Annotated in this window: 14 protein-coding genes; 4 read left to right on the top strand and 10 right to left on the bottom strand. The window is 56.5% G+C overall.

Going from position 1 to position 18,885, the window contains the following annotated elements; all coding sequences use genetic code 11:
- Window positions 1–231: 231 nt before the first annotated feature.
- From ACMUVN_RS26135 to ACMUVN_RS26125, 3 genes are all read right to left on the bottom strand, one after another.
- Window positions 232–1,542 (bottom strand): HlyD family type I secretion periplasmic adaptor subunit, encoded by a 1,311-nt coding sequence (locus ACMUVN_RS26135; protein ID WP_025554628.1) that lies wholly within the window; start codon window positions 1,540–1,542, stop codon window positions 232–234.
- Window positions 1,543–1,557: 15 nt separating this feature from the next.
- A complete protein-coding gene (locus ACMUVN_RS26130; RefSeq protein WP_025554630.1) occupies window positions 1,558–3,324 on the bottom strand; it encodes a type I secretion system permease/ATPase in 1,767 nt (588 codons plus the stop codon).
- 492 nt (window positions 3,325–3,816) lie between these two features.
- Complete coding sequence (locus ACMUVN_RS26125) at window positions 3,817–5,442, bottom strand: right-handed parallel beta-helix repeat-containing protein (RefSeq protein ID WP_063474429.1); 1,626 nt, start codon at window positions 5,440–5,442, stop codon at window positions 3,817–3,819.
- Between the two features lie 682 nt (window positions 5,443–6,124).
- On the opposite strand from ACMUVN_RS26125, the gene ACMUVN_RS26120 reads away from it, so the two are divergent.
- A complete protein-coding gene (locus ACMUVN_RS26120; RefSeq protein WP_047611531.1) occupies window positions 6,125–6,832 on the top strand; it encodes an Ig-like domain-containing protein in 708 nt (235 codons plus the stop codon).
- Between the two features lie 119 nt (window positions 6,833–6,951).
- Here ACMUVN_RS26120 and ACMUVN_RS26115 read toward each other — a convergent pair whose 3' ends face one another.
- The 5 genes from ACMUVN_RS26115 to ACMUVN_RS26095 form a co-directional block, all read right to left on the bottom strand.
- A complete protein-coding gene (locus ACMUVN_RS26115; protein ID WP_168332816.1) occupies window positions 6,952–7,656 on the bottom strand; it encodes a hypothetical protein in 705 nt (234 codons plus the stop codon).
- The gene (locus ACMUVN_RS26110; protein WP_414815640.1) at window positions 7,656–9,932 is read right to left on the bottom strand and encodes a polysaccharide biosynthesis tyrosine autokinase; all 2,277 of its coding nucleotides are present in this window, start codon (window positions 9,930–9,932) and stop codon (window positions 7,656–7,658) included. The genes ACMUVN_RS26115 and ACMUVN_RS26110 overlap by 1 nt, the downstream gene beginning before the upstream one ends.
- Before the next feature lie 51 nt (window positions 9,933–9,983).
- Window positions 9,984–10,685, bottom strand: a complete 702-nt coding sequence (locus ACMUVN_RS26105; protein WP_047614403.1) for a hypothetical protein — start codon at window positions 10,683–10,685, stop codon at window positions 9,984–9,986.
- A gap of 73 nt (window positions 10,686–10,758) precedes the next feature.
- The gene (locus ACMUVN_RS26100; RefSeq protein WP_047614405.1) at window positions 10,759–11,970 is read right to left on the bottom strand and encodes an SLBB domain-containing protein; all 1,212 of its coding nucleotides are present in this window, start codon (window positions 11,968–11,970) and stop codon (window positions 10,759–10,761) included.
- A gap of 289 nt (window positions 11,971–12,259) precedes the next feature.
- The gene (locus ACMUVN_RS26095) at window positions 12,260–13,684 is read right to left on the bottom strand and encodes an O-antigen ligase family protein (protein ID WP_183904765.1); all 1,425 of its coding nucleotides are present in this window, start codon (window positions 13,682–13,684) and stop codon (window positions 12,260–12,262) included.
- Between the two features lie 309 nt (window positions 13,685–13,993).
- On the opposite strand from ACMUVN_RS26095, the gene ACMUVN_RS26090 reads away from it, so the two are divergent.
- Together ACMUVN_RS26090 and ACMUVN_RS26085 are read left to right on the top strand one after the other, a co-directional pair.
- On the top strand, window positions 13,994–14,593 hold the full coding sequence (locus tag ACMUVN_RS26090) for a transglutaminase-like cysteine peptidase (protein WP_063474426.1): 600 nt from the start codon (window positions 13,994–13,996) through the stop codon (window positions 14,591–14,593).
- 267 nt (window positions 14,594–14,860) lie between these two features.
- The gene (locus tag ACMUVN_RS26085; protein WP_047611541.1) at window positions 14,861–16,189 is read left to right on the top strand and encodes a UDP-glucose dehydrogenase family protein; all 1,329 of its coding nucleotides are present in this window, start codon (window positions 14,861–14,863) and stop codon (window positions 16,187–16,189) included.
- A gap of 223 nt (window positions 16,190–16,412) precedes the next feature.
- On the opposite strand, the gene ACMUVN_RS26080 is transcribed toward ACMUVN_RS26085, so the two are convergent.
- The gene (locus ACMUVN_RS26080) at window positions 16,413–17,204 is read right to left on the bottom strand and encodes a metallophosphoesterase (protein WP_047611543.1); all 792 of its coding nucleotides are present in this window, start codon (window positions 17,202–17,204) and stop codon (window positions 16,413–16,415) included.
- A 613-nt stretch (window positions 17,205–17,817) separates the two neighbouring features.
- Here ACMUVN_RS26080 and ACMUVN_RS26075 point away from each other — a divergent pair.
- Window positions 17,818–18,069: a KTSC domain-containing protein gene (locus ACMUVN_RS26075; RefSeq protein WP_029868399.1), complete on the top strand. Its 252-nt coding sequence runs from the start codon at window positions 17,818–17,820 to the stop codon at window positions 18,067–18,069.
- Between the two features lie 209 nt (window positions 18,070–18,278).
- Here ACMUVN_RS26075 and ACMUVN_RS26070 read toward each other — a convergent pair whose 3' ends face one another.
- Window positions 18,279–18,884 (bottom strand): alpha/beta hydrolase, encoded by a 606-nt coding sequence (locus ACMUVN_RS26070; RefSeq protein ID WP_097542015.1) that lies wholly within the window; start codon window positions 18,882–18,884, stop codon window positions 18,279–18,281.
- Window position 18,885 lies beyond the last annotated feature (1 nt).

Raw genomic sequence — 18,885 nt, 5'->3', positions numbered from 1 at the left:
GCAGCTGGCTTGAGACAATTTCGTGAAATGGCCGCTCATGCCTGTTCGATCGTGGCAAAATAACCAAACCCAAGCCTCGAGCATGTTCCGCAGAACTGTGCAGCGGTTACGATATCGACATGCATTAACATAAAGCGCGTCGCGAATCTGAAAGATTCTCGACGCGCTTTAGCGGATGACAACGGCTACTTTGAAACGTTGGCGTTCTTGGCGATCCGATACGACCGCCAATCACTCCTCACGAAATACGTGCTGCATCTGATCGGTCAGCGGCTTCGTGAGATAGGAGATAACCGTCCTGTCGCCGATCTTGATAAAGACTTCAGCCGGCATGCCGGGATAGAGCTTTATTGACTTCAGCTTCGCGATGCTCGCAGCCTCCGGCTTGACGCGAAGAGGATAGTAGCTGATGCCGGTCCGTTCATCCTTGACGATATCAGGCGCAATGGAGGTGATCTCGCCACGCACATCGGGCGTCGTGCGCTGATCAAAGGCGCTGAATCGCACATCGACGAATTGGCCGACGTGAACCTGATCGATATCGCGAGTAGCGACTTTCGCCTCAACCGTAAGGTCGTCATTTTCAGGGACGACGAGCATCAGCGTCTGGCCCGGATCGATGACGCCATTGACCGTGTGGACCGAAAGTTCGTGAACCCGCCCGCTCAGCGGCGCGGTAATGTCGAGACGGCGGAGTTGGTCGACCGCGGCCCCACGGCGCTCTTCATTTTCGGCTATCTTCGCCTCGACGTCGGTCAGATCCTTTGCGATCTCCGAACGACGATCCTCGTCCAGCTGAATCGACTGACGATCGATCTCGATCGCCTTGCCTTCGGCTTCCGCCTTTGCGGCAATTTCCTGGCCACTATTGCCCTGGAGATCGGCGCGCGCGCGCTTGAGCTGATTCAAACGCTGAAGCGTTACGAGCCCCTTCTTGTAGAGAGTGTCGACTCCTTCGAGCTCCTCTTCGATCAAACCCAGGGAATCGTTGGTGGCATTGATCTGAACGACCAACCCTTTGACCTGCTCGGCCAGCTGATCCTTGCGCGACGCCAACTGACTCTTCATTCCGATAAGCGCCGACCTGCGGCTGTCGAACAGTTTCCGCTCGCCATCGAGAAGATCCTGCGCGGCTGTGCCGGATGATGTGAGATCGCTGATGTTCTCCTGAACCTCGAACGAATCGGCACCGATCCGTTCCGCCTTCAGACGGGCGCGGCGCGCATAGAGCTGGGCGAGCGTGCTTTCGACGATCGAAAGGTTCGCTCTCGTCGACGTTCCATCGAGCCGTATCAGGACCTGCCCGGCCGACACGTGGTCATTTTCGGAGACCAGAAGTTCCGACACGATGCCGCCAGTCAGATGCTGGATTTTCTTGACATCGCCGTTGACGACAACCACGCCCTCGCCGATGACTGCGCTCGAAAGCTCTGTCGTCGCCGCCCAACCTCCAATGCCGCAAACGAGGGCTATCGACAATGCGCCGACAACCGCGACATGGCGATTAAGAGAACGCCTGGATTCACTGATAAGCTTAGTCACAATCTTCCCTCCGGCCTATTCGGCCGCATTCATGCCGTCGACGACGACTTTGAGCTGAGCCACGCGCTCGGCAATCGGCGTGCGCGCCGTTTCCGGTCGGCTAACCCGCGCCATAACTTCCTCTTTGGGACCGAATGCGATCATCCGGCCGTCCTGCATCATCAGCACGAAGTCGCACACCGCCAGAACGCCGGATCGATGCGCGATGACGACGACGATGCCGCCGCGTGCACGCACGCTCATGATCGCGGCACTCAGCGCCCGCTCGCCTTCCTCGTCGAGATTGGAGTTGGGTTCGTCGAGCACGACGAGGAATGGTTCACCGTAAAGGGCTCTTGCAAGTGCGATACGCTGCCTCTGGCCGGCGGAAAGCGCAGCACCGCCTTCGCCGATCTCGGTTTCATAACCGTTCGGCAGACGAAGGATGAGATCGTGAACACGCGCCGCCCGCGCCGCGGCTACCACCGCCTCAGGCGACATTTCCTTCGCAAAACGGCAGATATTCTGCGCGACGGTTCCTGAGAAAAGCTCCACGTCCTGTGGGAGATAACCGATATGCCGGCCAAGTGCGTCGCCATCCCATTGGTCGAGTGCTGCGCCATCGAGACGAATGGATCCTCTGACGGTCGGCCAAATCCCCATCATCGCCCGAGCCAGGGACGACTTGCCCGAGGCGCTGTAACCGATGATCCCAAGCGCGCTTCCTGCCCTCAGGCCGAAGCTGACATCGGAAATGACGAGGCGCTGGCCCGCCGGCGGCCCGCTTGCCACCCCCTCGACCGTGACCTGCTTGGTCGGAGCCGCAAGCGCAAGCGGAGTCGGAATCTCCGGAATTGTCTTCAACAGGTTCGACAGCCGCGCCCAACTCTGCTGGGCGGAAACGAAACCGCGCCAATTTCCGATCGCCGCTTCCACAGGCGCCAGAGCCCGAGACGTCAGGATCGAACCCGCAATGATAATGCCCGAGGACGCCTGCCCCTGGATGACCAGGATCGCGCCGGTCGCCAGCGTTCCCGATTGCAGGGCAATACGGAAAATCTTCGACAGCGTCGCATAGCCGTTGCCGACATCCGAAGCTTGCCGGGTGATGCTGCGATATTCCGCGTTTTTGCGATCCCAGATTTCACCCATGGTGCCGGCCATGCCCATGGCATGAATGACCTCCGAGTTACGGATCGAGCTCTGCGCAAAGGCATTGCGCATATTGGCGGCTTCGGATTGCTGTTTTGAGAGCGTGCGCGTTCCCTGGTTGGTCATGAACGTCAGGATGGCGAGAACCAGCGATCCGCCGATCGCGATATATCCGATCGCCGGATGGAACAGGAAACAGATCACAATATAGAACGGAAGCCAGGGCAGATCGAACATCGCCGTCGGGCCCATGCCGGACAGGAAGGTTCTGATCTGGTCAAAGTCGCGCAATGGCTGAAGCCCGTCCCCGCCGATTTTGACCTTCAACGGTGCCTTGATGAGCGCCCGGAACACACGTCCGTTGGTCATCTCGTCGAGCGCGCCGGCAACGCGCACCAACATCCTGCTGCGCAGGACTTCGAACGCCCCCTGAAAAGCGTAGAGAAAGAGCGCAAGTATTGCCAAAGCCGCCAGCGTCGGTATGCTTTTGCTGGGTATGACGCGGTCATATACCTCAAGCATAAAGAACGAACTTGTAAGATAAAGGATGTTGACAAGCGCGCTTGCTATACCAATGAAGACAAGCCCTCCCTTGCATTTCCGCAAGGCTTTGGACGGCTCGTTGACATCCGCTGCTGAACTCTGAAACACGAAATAATCCCTCTCTTACTGCATCGCACACAAGCAAATATGCGAGCGCGCACCGCAGCTACGGGTCCATCAAGCCCGATCAATCACACGACTGCCTTTGGATCCCGGCGTCGGCGCCGAACTCCGCTTGCAAGCCCATAGCTTATTGCATGAATCCAACCGAAAAGTGACCAAATATTCCAATTTATAGCGAGCGATTTCAGGGATTCTAGCCTAACGCTACGCTAAATACACCGGCCGAAGCAAGTGAAAATCGCAAACCGCCCAATAACGGCTCAGAAAGATGAACGTGTCGCGCGCATAGACCGGATGTTTACTAGGCTATTAACTATAAATTCGACCTATAGTTTATTCTTCTGATGAACGGCGGAAATCTTTTGTCATCGACTAGCTCCCCGGTCCCGACCCCCGACATCAATTCATGATCGGGCCTTCAAGCCGGGAACGGTCGGCCGGCCGAAGACGACCGACACTCTCTGGCATTGGCGGGACTCAGACCAGCAGGTGCGAAGCCTGGCTGCTATGGAACGCGTCCACATTGATGCCAACGCTCAACGAGTCCGTATCGATGTGCGACGCACCATCTGAAATCTTGTACTGGAAGGATTCGCTGACTTTTCCGCTAAGGCCGGCGAGTTTAGCGGCATCGACCGTATAGGTATAGTCGCCATCGCTGTCGACATGGATGACGCCGTATTTCCCGGTCAGCGTCAGGCCATGCTTGTCCACCGCGCTGTCACCGAAACGCCGCAGCAGCACGGTCCCGTTGACGGCACTGTCGTTCTCAAGGAGATTGCCGTGATAGGCGCTGCCGGTGTCGGCCGAGATCTTCAGGCTGTCATGGACCGCGACAATCTTCGGAACGACGGCCGCAGCCACCGTGGCGGTAGGCGTTTCGGTCGTGGCCGGCGGGGTGCTTGTCTGCGGCTGCGCCGGCGCTTCCACATGCTGCTCGACGACGGGCACTGCGGGCGTCTGCTCATTGTTCGATGACGTATCGCTGCTTGTGCTGCCAGCGGCGCTGTCGAGTTCGGCCTGCGCTTGTTCGAGCGTTTTGTTTTCGCCGATCGAGAACGTGTTCTGAGCAGCAATTGCTGCCGGCATCGTCAGCGTCGAGACCAAGCTGTCGATGATATTGTCATAGAAGGACCCTGATGCAGGCCTGTCAACCTTCAGCGCTGACGAAGACAGGTCGTCAAAGACATTGTCATGGATATCGATGTTCTCACGGATATAGCTGGGATTGCCAGCGGCGCTGACGAGGACGCCATACACGCCACCATGTACATAATTTCCGCTGATATCATAGTTCTTGGCGTCACCCTGATCGCCAAGGCCGATGCCGTAGGACCAGCTATAACCGCCGTATCCCGAGATATCATTGTCATGGATGGCGATGTTCGTGCCTGCCTGAGCACTCAACCCAAAGCCGCCTCCGACCAGCGTGTTGCCCTCGACCACGGCATTTACAGCCCGAACCAGCACAAGGACACCCTTGGCGCTGTTGGTCTCCGTCTGCTCCAGATGATTGTCCTTGACCAGGATATTGCTGCTGTTGTTGAGTTGGATGGCGTCTGCTGCTGCACCCTGGCTGTTGGTGACGGTATTGTTGATCAGGGTGACACCGTTGACCTTGTCCATCCAAATGCCATCGGCATGTACGCCGGTCAGGGTGCTGTTCTCAATCGTGATGTTTTGGCTGCTTTGGAAGCTGATCGAGCCGGGCTTTCCAGAAAGGCCCGTATTGGTCACCTCGACGTTGCGCACCGTCCAGTTCGACACATTCCCTGCATATATCGCATTGGCGCCGGTATCGGCGATCTTGATATTCTCGATGACGATATTCGAAGCCTTGGAACCGTGGATGCCATCATTGCTGCTGTGAATGACCGGCGCATCGCCGATACCGTAGCTGCCGATCGTGATCGGAGCGGTAATGCTGCCTGAATATTTCAGGTCGAACTGTTCATTGAATACGCTTCCGGCAGCAAGCAGCACGCTGTCGCCGGGGTTCAGCCTCAAGGATTCGACGGCAGATAACGTCGCAAAAGCTGAACTCTCGCTGGTTCCGCTATTGTGGTCGGACCCTGTTGCTGAATTCACGTAATAGACGGTCATGCTGCGATCTCCCAAAGGTATTGGAAAATCTTTTAATCGCGCATCTCTCTCTGCCTGCTAAAATGAAACACTAAAATGCGTGACATCTCGCAATAATTCTTACGCCTTCCACATAAACATCTTTATGTATTGAATATATCGCGTTGCAACAAAGGTGCACCGCACAATTGCGAGATCCGTTACCTCACACCTGTAGAGGATGCAAGTCTATCTTCCAGGTCACTCGGCAGAATTTCGATCAGCAAGAAACGTTACTTGGTAAACATATGTGACAAGGAAATGACATCAGTTACTTCGGCGGATCGAAAGCGCCAAGCTGAGGCTAGTCGAACAAGATCGAACCGCCACATCGATAATCCGAAGTGGTTATATCGAAATTTCATCTGCGCATCAGCCTGGATTCGTATTCTTATAAATTGCTTTTGAATAAAGATTCTTACACCCTGAAGAAATATGAATTCATGTCTACACATCGGCGTTTTCACTTATTATTAATGAAATAATAACCAGGCGTTTCATCGTCTTGTGCACATTGTACGTGTGTCATTATTACACGATACACCCGAAAATGTTCATCTCCTGTTAATTGCGCCCTTGACTCTCTGTATTAAGATATCCTTAATCGAGCCGCTCGCTAAAGGTCAGAATTGACCAGTGAAGAACAATTCAAGGAGAGACATTAATGGCCATTCATGCAACCGATGATACTGCAACATTCTTGGAAACTGACGCCATCTCGGGGAATTTGCTTGCCAACGATACCTCCGACGGCAACCTGTTCCTTCGCTTCTTCGACCAGCAAAGCGTTGGCGCCAAGCAAGGCAACAGCCAGGTCACCGAAATCCAGGGCGACTACGGCACCTTCTTCGTCAAGCCGGACGGCAGCTACACCTATGTCCTGAGCGACGCTGCCAAGGTCAACTTCACCAATGGTGAACTGCTTCAGGAGAAGGTCTCCTACAAGATTTCCGACGGAGCAGGTCATACCGACGTCGGCCTGTTTACCCTGAATATTCAGGGCGTAACCCAGGTGAAGCCGATCGCCGTCGACGACCACTACAGCTTCAACGAAGGCAGCGCCATCGGCGGCAACGTTCTGGACAACGACATTGCCGGCGACAATGGTCATCTCTTTCTTCGCCAGTTTGCCGGCACGAACGTTAGCGGCAGCCCGAGCGCAACGACTGACGTCGCCGGCACCTATGGCACGTTCCATGTCAAGGCGGACGGCAGCTTCACTTATGATCTGGCTGCAGATATCGCCCCCGGCGATCACGTCACGGAAACCATCCAGTATTACAAGATCTCCGACGGCGAAGGCCACACCGATGTCGGCGTTCTGACGCTGAATATCACGGGCACGGATTTTGTTTCGGGCGTCAGCGTCTGATCGTCAATAAAGCAATCCAATGAGCAACGCCCCCCTAAGCGGCGGGCGTTGCTGCCCGTAAACACTTGGTCCAAAGCCGACGTGCATCTGGAACTGTTCTCGGAAAAACTGCCGGCGGATTACTTGCGGCAGCGTTGCCGAAATCGCGCTGTCGCTCCATCACCGACGGCTGCCCAGGTTCGATCGAAGACAGGGCGGAGTTGCGGGCTGATCTCTTTTATGGTGGCGTTGACCCGGCAACGATCGCCCCGTTTCAGCATCGTCATAAGATCGCTATCGAGGGCACTCTTTGCCGCCAAAAGCGTCGCATCGGTAAAATCGTTCCAGAAATAGAACCGGGTTAGAATCATCGACTCGTCGTAAGGCGCGAGAGCGACCGAACGCTTCATCATTCCCGCAAGCGAAAGCGGCTCTTCGGCGATGATCGACTGCACGGCCGCAAGACGAAGCCAAAAATTGCTGTTCGTCGGCATGCACGAAAGCGCATACCGCAGGTATCGGTCCGCACTCGACGCCGCAGCGGCCCAGGCGTCGTAGTTGACATTAACGTTCTGGCGGTCAAGTTGCGCCAGAACAAGGGTCACGCCAGCAGCCACAATGTCGGATCGGCAGTAATGCTCGTCAACCACGTCGGCACTGCGTGACGCATATCTGGTCACGACATCGTCACTTACGGTGTCGCCGTGCTCGATCCTTTCGGCGACGATCGAGATGCTGGCCGTTCTGATCGAAGCGTAGAGCTCCCGACCGGCCAGCATCACAAAGACGACGGTGACGATGATGAAAGCGATCCTGCTGACCGAAACGAACTGACTGCGGATCATCAGCTTTCGGTATAGTATCGCGAATAACGCTTATAATAATATTCGCTCGAACCGAATGTCCGGTAAAGTTTCATCTGCGACGGGTCGACCTTGGTCAATATGGTGCCGACGCACTTCGCGTAGAGTTCCGGCTCGGACAGCAGGGTCGACTGCACGACCTTGCGCGACGTCTTGCCCCACTCGATAACGAAAACCACCGCATCGAGCTTCGAATTGATTGCGCGCGCATCCACAACCGGCGCGAGGGGTGGAAGGTCAACGATAATATAGTCGAAGCTTTGACGCGCCGTTTCAAGAAGCTGATCCATGCCGCGTGACGCAAGCAGTTCCGACGAGTGCGGAACACGATACCGTGCCACCGTCGGCAAAAATGCAAGCTTAGTTTTCGGATCGAGAAGGATCAGATCCTTGAGCGGACGACCATCGACGATCGCCTCGAGCAAGCCGGCCTCGGCATGGCGGCCGATCGCCCGGGTGGCGCCGGGATTGCGCATGTCGCCATCGATAAGCAAGCAACGCGCACCCTGCATTGCCAGAAGCTTGGCAAAATTGATGGATGTCGTCGACTTACCCTCGCCGGGCAAGCTCGACACGACGCCGATGACCTTGCAGCGCTGATCGGCTGCACTGAGGTCGATGGCAATCTTGGCGCTTCGAAGCGTCTCGGCAAATGCCGAAAGCGGATGCTCCTCGACATAGGTCGTGGTCTTCCCGCCCCTGGCGATGCTGCGTGGATTGCTGGGATCAACGAGCGTCGGATCCTCGACGTTATTTTCAACCAGCGGCATGACGCCGAGAGACTCGACGTCGAGGACCTCGCGGACATCATCGCCGGTGCGGAAGAACCGATCCCGGAATTCGCGGAAAGCGCCTATGCCGCTTCCGACTGCACATCCCAGGAACATCGCAAAAGCGACGACCAGGGCGCGCTTCGGAGCACTCGGCTTCGTCGGGGTCTCCGCCGTCGTGATGATGCGTGCGGCGGTGATCGGGAAGCTCTGTTGCTGAATGGCTTCCTGGTAGCGCGTCAAGAAGCTCTGATAGAGATTCTTGTAGGTATCGCGCGTGCGCTCGAGCTCGCGAAGCTGCACCTGCGTTTCACCGGCAGACGCGGCAACGCCCGTCGCCTGCGTCACACTGTCGCGCAGAGAATTTTCCCGCGATTTGGCGACCTGCAACTCGCTCTGATAGCTCTCGGCGATACGGTTCAACTCATCGAACATGAGCCGTTTATATTCGTCCATTTCCGCACGAAGCCGCACCGCCTGGACGTGATCGGGACCAAGCCGCGCCTCGATTTCGGTCTCGAGCTTGGAAGCCTCCAGATATTTCTTGCGCAGGTCGTTCGAAATGGAGCTGTCGAGCACATCTGTGACGATCGCATCGGTCTGCTTGGCGTCGATGATCGACTTGACGCGCGCATATTTTGCCTCGGCCTTCGCCGTCTCGGCTTGCGCATTGATCAATTGGGTGTTGATCTCGGAGAGCTGCTGCTCGCTAAGCAGCGTACCGGAGCCGGCCTCGACAAGCCCATGCTCGCTGCGGAATTTCTGAACCGCAAGGTCGGTGTCCAGCGCCTGCTGGCGCAGCTCTTCGATACGCTCCTGCAGCCACTCGCCGGCCCGGCGTGTCGCCTCATATTTCGAATTGAGCTTGTCAACCAGATAGACGTCGGCGATGGCAGCCGCGATATCACGCGCCAGATCCGGCGACTGCGAGGTATAGCTGACATCGAGAACATAGGATTTGCCGACGCGTTCGACATCGATGTTGCCTGCGACAGTCTCCGCAGCACTTCGCCGCTTCGCTTCCGGATCGGGTGCGACGACTGCGTCATCGGCAAACCATGACCGGAAATTCACGAAGGATTTCAGCGTCGAGACGGAAAAAAGCGAGTTTTTCGGCGCCATGAACACCGGATTGTCGACGAGTTTGAGTTTGTCGACGACGGCATAGGCGATCGTGTCGGACTTCAACAGTTCGACCTGACTGAGCACAGTCCCTTCGTCATCGTCCATCTGGCCGAAAGCCGCCAACTGGTTGATCACCTGACTGTCGCTGCGGTCGATCAGCACGCTTGTATCAGCGGTGTAGACCGGCACCGAAGTCAGGACATAGACAATGCCGAGAATGGCGAAGGCGAAAGCGCACGCCGCAACCATCCGCCACTGTCGGCGGGCAATTGCGATGAGCTTATCGAAATCGATGAAGTCAGCTTCGTTTCCCGTATCGCGGGAGGGGTCGATACGTGGCGTAAGTTTATCTGGCGATAGCAATTTCGATCTCCAACAAAGGCGTCAAGCGCTAAGATCTAAGGGCAATTCCAGCTATTGTATGACCGGCACACTTTGACTCGTCGACTCCGTCGTATCGGTAGACGACTGCCCTCCCGAGCCTGTGCTAACGATGACAGTCGTGGTCGTTGAATCCGAGTCGGCATTCGAAACCTTCAGCGTACCGGCAGTCGTCTCGGCGCCCTCGAAGGGCGTACCGTCGTCGGAACCCGGCCCCGTCTGACCAACCGAGCCGTCGTTGCCGATACCTGCTGCTGCAGAAGCACTTGCACCCGGGCCGAGTGCCGCGGTCCCGCCTTCGGCGAGAACCTTCGCAAAGGCTGCAAGCAGCGGCGCCAGATTGGGATCGGCGGTGGCAGCGTCGGCGACCGCCTTTTCGATTGCCAGCTTGAACTGCGGATCCGACACCAGGCAGCTGTTTGCAGCCCGGCCAAGACCGGAACCGATCGCCGCCATCTGTGCGGCATTGGCCTTTTTGGCCTGCTCGATGACCGGCGCAAGCGCGTCATTGCTGCTTCCGACCAGCGCACGGACACGCGATGACAAAACCAGCGGATCGGACATATCGAGCAGAACGGCCGGGTTAGCCGTAAATCCATTGACGTCGACCGGAGTCAGATTTGCCGGACCCAAACAAGCTGCTGCAAAAGCGCTTGAATTCATGCCGGCAACCATCGCGATGACAATTCCGCTATATGCAAGCTTACGATAAACACCTGACCTTGCCACAACCATAGCCCTTCATCAAATCCGCTATATAGGCCGCCGGCATTGAACATTCGCGATCGATGCCGGCACCTATTTCAAATCAATTTCCAAGATCCTGTACCGCGTTGCGGGTATCATTCGCATCGTCGGCCACTCCGGAAACAGTGGACGATACCGAGTTTACGATGTCAAGGAACTTGACCAGTTCAACAGAGGCCGAATTGGAAATATAGATAATATCCTTGTCTTCCATCTTGAATTGCTGAGCAGCAAACAAGGTGGCCGGATCGCGAAGATTGGCACGGACGATCACCGGAACTGTTTCACCCGCAAATCTCGTCGTGTCCACATGCATCGCCTGAACCGTCTTCTTGGGGACGAGGCGATAAAGCATGACCTGGGCCGGATCCGCGCGGTCGTCACGCAAGCCACCCGCCTTGGCGATAGCCTCGCCGAGGGTCAGGTCGGATTCTTCGAAATCGAAGCGCCCGCTGGTGCCTGTGGCACCCAGGGCAAGGAATGTGCGACGCTCGTGATCGATCGAGATCGTATCATCCGGCGCAACATAGATATTCTCCGCCGGGTTCTTCAAGAGCGTATTGTAGGCGACGGTTGCCGTCTTGCCGCGGCGCTGCAGCGTCACATTCGTTTCGATATTGTTGGTGGTCAAACCGCCAGCGGCGGAAATGACGTCGAGAACACGCTCGCCGGCCGGGCTGATCTCGATACGCTGGGGATTATTGACATCACCGAGCACAGCCACCTGACTGGAGCGGCTCGTCGTTGTCGTAATAACCACCTGCGGCTCGATCGCGCGGCTCGCCAGGCGATCCTCGACATCCTGCTCCACGGTCTCCTTGAGGCGACCGGCAGCCGGAACCCTGCCCGCATAGGGAATTGTGATCGTTCCGTTTCTATCGATAGTCTGGCTCGGCAGAGAGATGTAGTTGCCGGGTCGGCTGCCAGCATCGGACGGAATGAACAGACCGCCGGACTGAGCTTCGAAGATGGCGACCTCAACGACGTCACCGTACCCAAGCGGAATTTCGGGCGCCCCGCCTCGACCACCGCCAAAGCCCTTGAAGGAGGTTGGCTGGGGAGAAGTAAAATACGGGAGAACGTTCTTGCTGAGATCAATCAGGGCGTAGTCGATACCGACGCGACGCTCCTTCGTTGTCACTTTCACTGCCGCATCCCGATCAACATCTTTGTGATCAGGACCGGATCTTGGCAACGAGGTGCAGCTTGCCAATATAGTCGTTAGCGCTACAACAATGGCGACGCGTGTACTACCGATACGAGAACAACCCATAGAATAACCTGTGTTGACGCCCCTGAAGCTACTGCCCCGCAATCTGACAAAATACAAGACGATCCCCGATCAATAACACTGAAAGCCGATTAACATTCCCCTAACTGTGGCAGGCTGGCAACGCCGAGCCCCTTAGGAAGCGAAAAACGACTTCGGTCCGACTTTTCTGGCGTCGCAACAATCCGAAGGCTGCACCCGCTATAAAATTTCTTGGGTTTCAGAGTCAACCGTTCGCACCTGCACAATCGATCTTTTCCGAAAATCTTATTAAAATCCATCCATTTAAACTTTAAGTGGTTAACGGCCGCTCATATGCCATGTCCGCCTCTCCATTGTTGCGCCCGAGACTTATCGCGACAACCGCACTGAGAAAGGCCGAATAAAACACGGCGAAACCCGGTATCTGCAGCGAGAAATCGACCGCTGCATGAAGGGCGACCAAAACCGTCCCCGCCAGACCAAGAAGAACATAATGCCTGAGGCGCCGCCTTTGGGCGAACCCGCGCCAGAAAACTTTGGCAAGGACCGAGAAGGCAAGGATCGCCGCGATCGGGAACAATATTCCGAGGCCCAGAAATCCTTCCAGATAGAAATTGTGTGCGCGGTCGAAGATCCCGAAAATCCCGCAGGCCGGATCGCGGTAGGCGGAAAACACGGTCCGGAAGGTTCCAAGCCCCGTCCCCGTCAACCAATGGTCCGAAACGGCACGCAATATGCCCGGCAGGATGCAGAACCGATCATCATCCTCGAGCCGCCGCTCTTGCGCACGCAAAATCGCCTGGCCTGCAAACATCGCCAAGAGCACCACGACGAAACCAATCGCCGAAAGGAATTTCAGCATCGAACGCCATTTTGGCGCCGGCTTCAGATGACGCCTCGATCCGCGCCAATTGAGAACAAGCCATGGAAAATAGATGAGGGCGGCAACAAAGGTGGCAAATATCCCGGCGCGTGAGCGGCTTAGCATCAGCGCGGTGAAGCATGCGCATAAGAGCAGGATGTAGATCCACGATCTCAAGAGAAGCGCGTTTCGGCCCGGTTCGCCGGGCGGATAGTTCGAATAGGTTCGGAAAATGTCCCGGACCAGGGTCAGCATGAGCAGCGTTCCAAGCCCGAGGAAGGTCGCAGCGGTATTGCGGTTGACGAAGACCGCGGTCAGGCTGTCGAGATAGGCGTGTTTATCCACGACGATCAGGATGTTGGGAAACAGCGAAAACTGCAGCAGACCGAAAACAGCGATGATGCCTGCCGAAAGCCCGAGGCCGGCGAGCACTTTCCGCGCGCGCTGATCTGTATCGCATAACAGAAGCCCGGTCAGGAACGTGACAAAAGGCAGCGCGACCCAGAGGGTCGACGCGAGCGTATCGGCCGGTTCGACCGAGATCGCCGCATACTGGACATCTGCCAGGTCCCGGGCAGCATTCCAGGCAGGATTTGCCAGCCAATCGGAAGGCAGCTCGATGGTCTGGACGAAGGTCCACCCCGTCAGCACGACAAGCAAAAGCAAAGCGACACTGAAAACCCATCGGCTTTGTCGCGGCTCTCCGAACAGCAGTGCTGAAATGATGGCAAGCGCAAACATTGCGATCGCGGCGAAGGCGAAGGGAAAGGGCGTGACGCTGCCGAACGGAATGAGTGTCAGTATAACCAGGCTAATAAAGGCGGAGAGAAGAACCTCTCGCAAGACCGGCCTGTTGATCAGATTGGACAGCATCAGAGTTTATTTACCAAAGCAAACGCGATCAAAAGACGTGAGGCAACCGCTGCGATCATTTATTCATGCTAATTTAAGTTGCAGATCAAGCGCTTGAATGTTAAGGTCTGACAGAAATCCATATCGTTTAAAATTGTCGCGAAAGGTTTAAACCAATCGAGACAAGCCCCGGCTATGCTCCTTCAAGCAGCAGGAACGGGACAGACGTTCTGCAGCCAATACTTGGCAGATCACTAAATCGCCATGCCATTGACTGAGACAAAAGGCAAGCCTGATCTCAATCGGTTGCCCGTAACGGGGATTTAAGAGATGAAGAAAACAGTCGTTACACTTGTGGCACTGGCCTTTACAGCCGGCAATGCATGCTCGGCATTTGCCGCCGGTCCCGCAGGATTTGCCCGCGGTCTGACCGATAGTTCGTCGGTCAGCTATATCTCGGAAAAAGACAAGATCATTCCGCCTTTTGCCCAGGTGCTGTTCTGCGCCCAGAACCCGGCCGAATGCCGCGACAACAATGGCTTGGCAGTCATTGCGCTGACGGACAAGCAAATGCTGCAACTGAAGGATGTCAACACCGCCGTCAATCGTACGATGATCGGCCGGAACGACTCCCGCAGCGAACTGAATGGCGACGTCTGGAAAGTGAATGTGCGCAGCGGCGACTGCGAAGATTTCGCATTGACCAAACGCAGCCGCCTGATAGCGATGGGCTGGTCGTCGCGCGCGTTGCGGATCGCGACCGCATATACGCCCTCCGGTGAAGGACATGCGGTCCTCGTCGTCAGAACCGACAAGGGCGATCTCGTCCTCGACAACAGGAAAAGCACCATCAAGAACTGGCGCGAGACCGACCTGCGCTGGGACAAGATTCAATCGGGAACAGACCCCTACGTCTGGTACCGGCTGTAGCAGCCGAGCAACGACACAGACCGATTGATCCTGTTTCCGGATTGAAGTCGAGCCGCTCTGACGAGCGGCTCGACTTGTCATATCTTCCACATAAACCTATGTTTTGGCTGTCGACGGGGTAGCCGACAGCAAGCTGCGATGCCCGGAGTTCGATGTCCGATGTGGGTACCAAGGCGATCTTCGGTATTGTCTTTTCGTCCAGATTAACTAAGACGAACTCATGCTGCGACGCAGCATGACGTTCTACTCTAATGATTTGAGGGAAATATGCGCATCACGATGATTGGATCAGGCTATGTCGGCCTCGTTTCAGGCGTTTGCTTTGCGGATTTCGGCCACGACGTCATCTGCGTCGACAAGGATCTGAGCAAGATCGAAGCCCTTCGCGAAGGGCGCATTCCGATCTACGAACCGGGCCTGGAGCAACTGGTCGCCGAAAATACCAGCACCGGCCGGCTGTCGTTTTCGACGGATGTCGGCGAAAGCGTCCGCAGCGCCGACGTCGTGTTCATCGCAGTCGGCACGCCGTCCCGGCGCGGCGATGGCCACGCGGATCTCTCCTATGTCTACGCCGCAGCGCGCGAGATTGCCACCTACGTGGAAGGCTTCACCGTTATCGTCACCAAGTCGACGGTTCCGGTCGGCACGGGAGACGAAGTCGAACGCATCATGCGCGAAACCAACCCTGCGGCGGATGTCGCCGTGGTTTCCAATCCCGAATTCCTGCGCGAAGGCGCGGCGATCGAAGATTTCAAGCGCCCTGACCGCATAGTCGTCGGGCTGAACGACGATCGGGCGCGTGAAACCATGACTGAGGTCTATCGTCCGCTTTATCTCAATCAGGCCCCCCTGGTCTTCACCACCCGCCGCACCTCGGAACTGATCAAATATGCAGCCAATGCATTTCTCGCGATGAAGATCACCTTCATCAACGAGATCGCCGATCTCTGCGAACGGGTCGACGCAAACGTCCAGGACGTCTCGCGCGGCATCGGTCTCGATGGCCGTATCGGCGCCAAGTTCCTGCATGCCGGCCCGGGTTACGGTGGCTCCTGCTTCCCCAAGGATACGCTTGCCCTTGCCAAGACGGCGCAGGATTACGACGCGCCGGTCCGGCTGATCGAGACGACAATCTCGATCAACGACAACCGCAAGCGCGCGATGGGACGCAAAGTCATCTCGGCCGTCGGCGGAGACATTCGCGGCAAGAAGGTCGCGATTCTCGGCCTGACCTTCAAGCCGAACACCGACGACATGCGCGACAGCCCGGCGATCGCAATCATCCAGACCCTGCAGGACGCCGGAGCCCAGGTGGTCGGCTACGATCCCGAGGGCATGGAGAATGCCCGCAAGGTGATCGAGAGCATCGAATATGCAAGTGGCCCCTACGAAGCGGCGGCCGGCGCGGATGCGCTTGTCATCGTCACCGAATGGAACCAGTTCCGCGCGCTCGATTTCAATCGCCTGAAGCAGTCGATGCGCGCTCCGATCCTGGTCGATCTGCGCAATATCTACCGCAGTGATGAGGTCCGCAAATACGGCTTCACCTATACCGGTATTGGCACCAATCTCTACCAGGACGTGACCCACTCCTGAAATAGATGAACATCTGATCGTCCTGACGCCGCGGAGCATAGCCCGCGGCGTTTGCTTTTAGAGCGTGATGTCGAAACAGTGTAAGCGGTTTTTGGCCGACACCGGGCTCGTCGATTTAGAGCGCCGCGCGTCCTTTTCGGACGCACAAAGGACGCTCTAACACGTTGAACCTGCGCATCATGCTTTCCGAAAATCGATTCCGATTTTCGGAAAGCATGATGCGCTAGAGGATCCCGACCCGCGTCCCTTTTATCGTCAGCACGGTCAGCCGGCCCGTCGCCGAAACCGCGGTGTCGATGCCGATGCGTTGCGGACCGAATGTCGGGGTTCGCGCCGGGGTATGGCCGTGAATCACGAGGACGGGAAGCTGCGGCCCTTCCTCCAGGAAGGGCTGACGGATCCACATGAGGTCGCTGTCCTTTTGCTTCTTGAGGTCGATGCCCGGCTTGATGCCCGCATGGACAAAGAGGACCCTTCCCATCCGCAGCATGATCGGCAGCGATTCCAGGAATTCGATATGCCGTTCGGGAATCATGTTCCGAATGACGCGGGCAATCGTTTCGCTTCCGGCCGCCGACTGCAGCAGATGCTCGATATCGATACCGTATGAGTGCAACGTCTCCGTTCCGGCAAAGCCGAGCCATTCGAGAATACGCGCCGGTTTGCGATAGAGCTGCACCAGTTCCGAATCGTGATTGCCGCACAGGACGAACCGCTGAAATCCCGGCGGGGGGCTCTTGCTCAGGAACTCCAGCACAGCACTCGAATCAGGCCCGCGATCGACATAGTCGCCGAGCATGACGATGAGTTTCGGTCCCGGAATGCGGGCGGCGTCCGCCTCGATGCGGCGATGCGCCTCGACAAGCTCATTGTAACATCCGTGAACATCGCTCATCGCGTAGACCGCAGCGAATTCGCCTTCGGCAAACGTCAGCCGAGCGCGTCTTTTACGGTTGCCAGCCAGTATCGGTATCTGTTGTCGCCACGGCCCTAGATAGTTAAACATGTAACCCATTTATGAGACCCGACCGGATGACGGGCTGTCGGAAATAATCCATCTCTTGTCCATCGCTGCAACGGCATGAGGCTCAGTGAAGGATGATTGTCCATCCTTGTAGCTGCCGATTGAAAGCGCAAGGGAATCCTGCGTAGTCTTCGCCTGAGCGCGTAGCGCCTGACCGGTTTGCGTGTCGCGGTGAACGGACGACAATGCATTCTCGACCTCTTCGATGGCGCTTTCTCGAAATTTTGCAGGCAGATCGGTTGTCGGAGGCACGTGGCCACGCCCACTCAAGCAACTCGCCAGTGATAGTAACACTACTGTCGCGAGAAACAGCAATCTGTAATTGTTCATATCTGGGAGAGCGCTACGGTTAATATTCCGCTATATTTTAATATATGACGGTTAATCCGTCGTTAAGCGGAGCGCATATGGTGTTTCACGTCATCCTTGCGGTTAATATTTCCCGAGTGGAAGAATCGCGGCTGTCGGATTTCCACAGGAGAGACCTTCGAAAAAGCTGTATTAATCAACTATAACGAGAGCGTACACGAAAAAATGAACGTTAAAGAAGATCGCGCTTGACGCCCCCGCGGGGCAGCATAAAGATGGTGCGTTGCGAGCGTGAATGACATTCTTGATTGGGAATCTCAGATCCAAAATTGCGGGGTGCAAAGTGGAAACTGCGGTTGATTCGAAACTTATCGAGGCAATCACCTACGACGAAGACAGCCGGCATCTACGGGTCTATCTGACCAACGGTCAGAGACGAGAATATGAAGGCGTTCCCAAGGGTGTCGTCGTCGGGTTGACGATGGCGGAATCCCCGGGAAATTTTTATATGAAGGCAATCAGGGGCAAATATCCTCCTCGCCCCTGAAGTCTTATCGATAACGGACGATGGGATCATCGTGCCAGCAAAGATGCGGGACCGGCAATCGTCGGTCCCGCAAATCAGTCTCCCGCCAGCTAAAGCTTGTCGCCCAAAAGTGTGCAGCGGTGTTACGACAATGACATGCGTAAAACCAAGGACCTAAAGCGCCAGGAGCGAATCTGTAAAGATTGCGACGCGCTTTAGCGGTGTACGTTTCAATAAGCGCCGAGAAAATCGCGGACCGCATTGATCTCAAGCGGCGCAATCTCGTGGCCACCGGGATGCCAGATCACCCTGACATCAGCCCCGCGGCTTTTAAGATGGTCGGACAGCGCCTCGGTCATGGGAACGGGAGCGATCGGATCTCGCTGCCCTGCCGTCACCAGCACCTTTTTTCCCGCAAGCGTCGACTGGGCTTCAGGTTGAAACGGAATGAGCGGGTGCATCAAAACCGCAGCATCGAAGATACCCTTCTCGATCAGCACGTTGGCAAGAATATTTGCGCCGTTTGAAAAACCCAGGCCGAGAATCTTGGAAGCCCGGTGCTCGTCGGCAAACGCCTTGACGTAGGCGGCCATCTTTTCCGTCGCTCGCAAAAGGTCGGGCATATCGTAGACCCCCTCCCCGGTGCGGCGAAAGAATCGCGCCGCGCCATGTTCGGAAACATCTCCGCGCGGCGAGAGAATCGTCGCCTCGGGCAGCAGGCGCCGGCCGAAGTCGAAGAACTGGTTTTCGTCACCGCCGGTGCCGTGCAGCATCAACAGGATGGGTTTATCCGGTGCACCGGCATACAGCCGGTGCACATATCCGGTTTCGGTCATA

It is taken from the genome of Rhizobium sp. IY2 (assembly GCF_047532935.1).
In the GTDB taxonomy this organism is placed as follows: Bacteria; Pseudomonadota; Alphaproteobacteria; order Rhizobiales; family Rhizobiaceae; genus Rhizobium; species Rhizobium anhuiense.
This window is presented reverse-complemented; position numbering and strand designations above follow the sequence as displayed.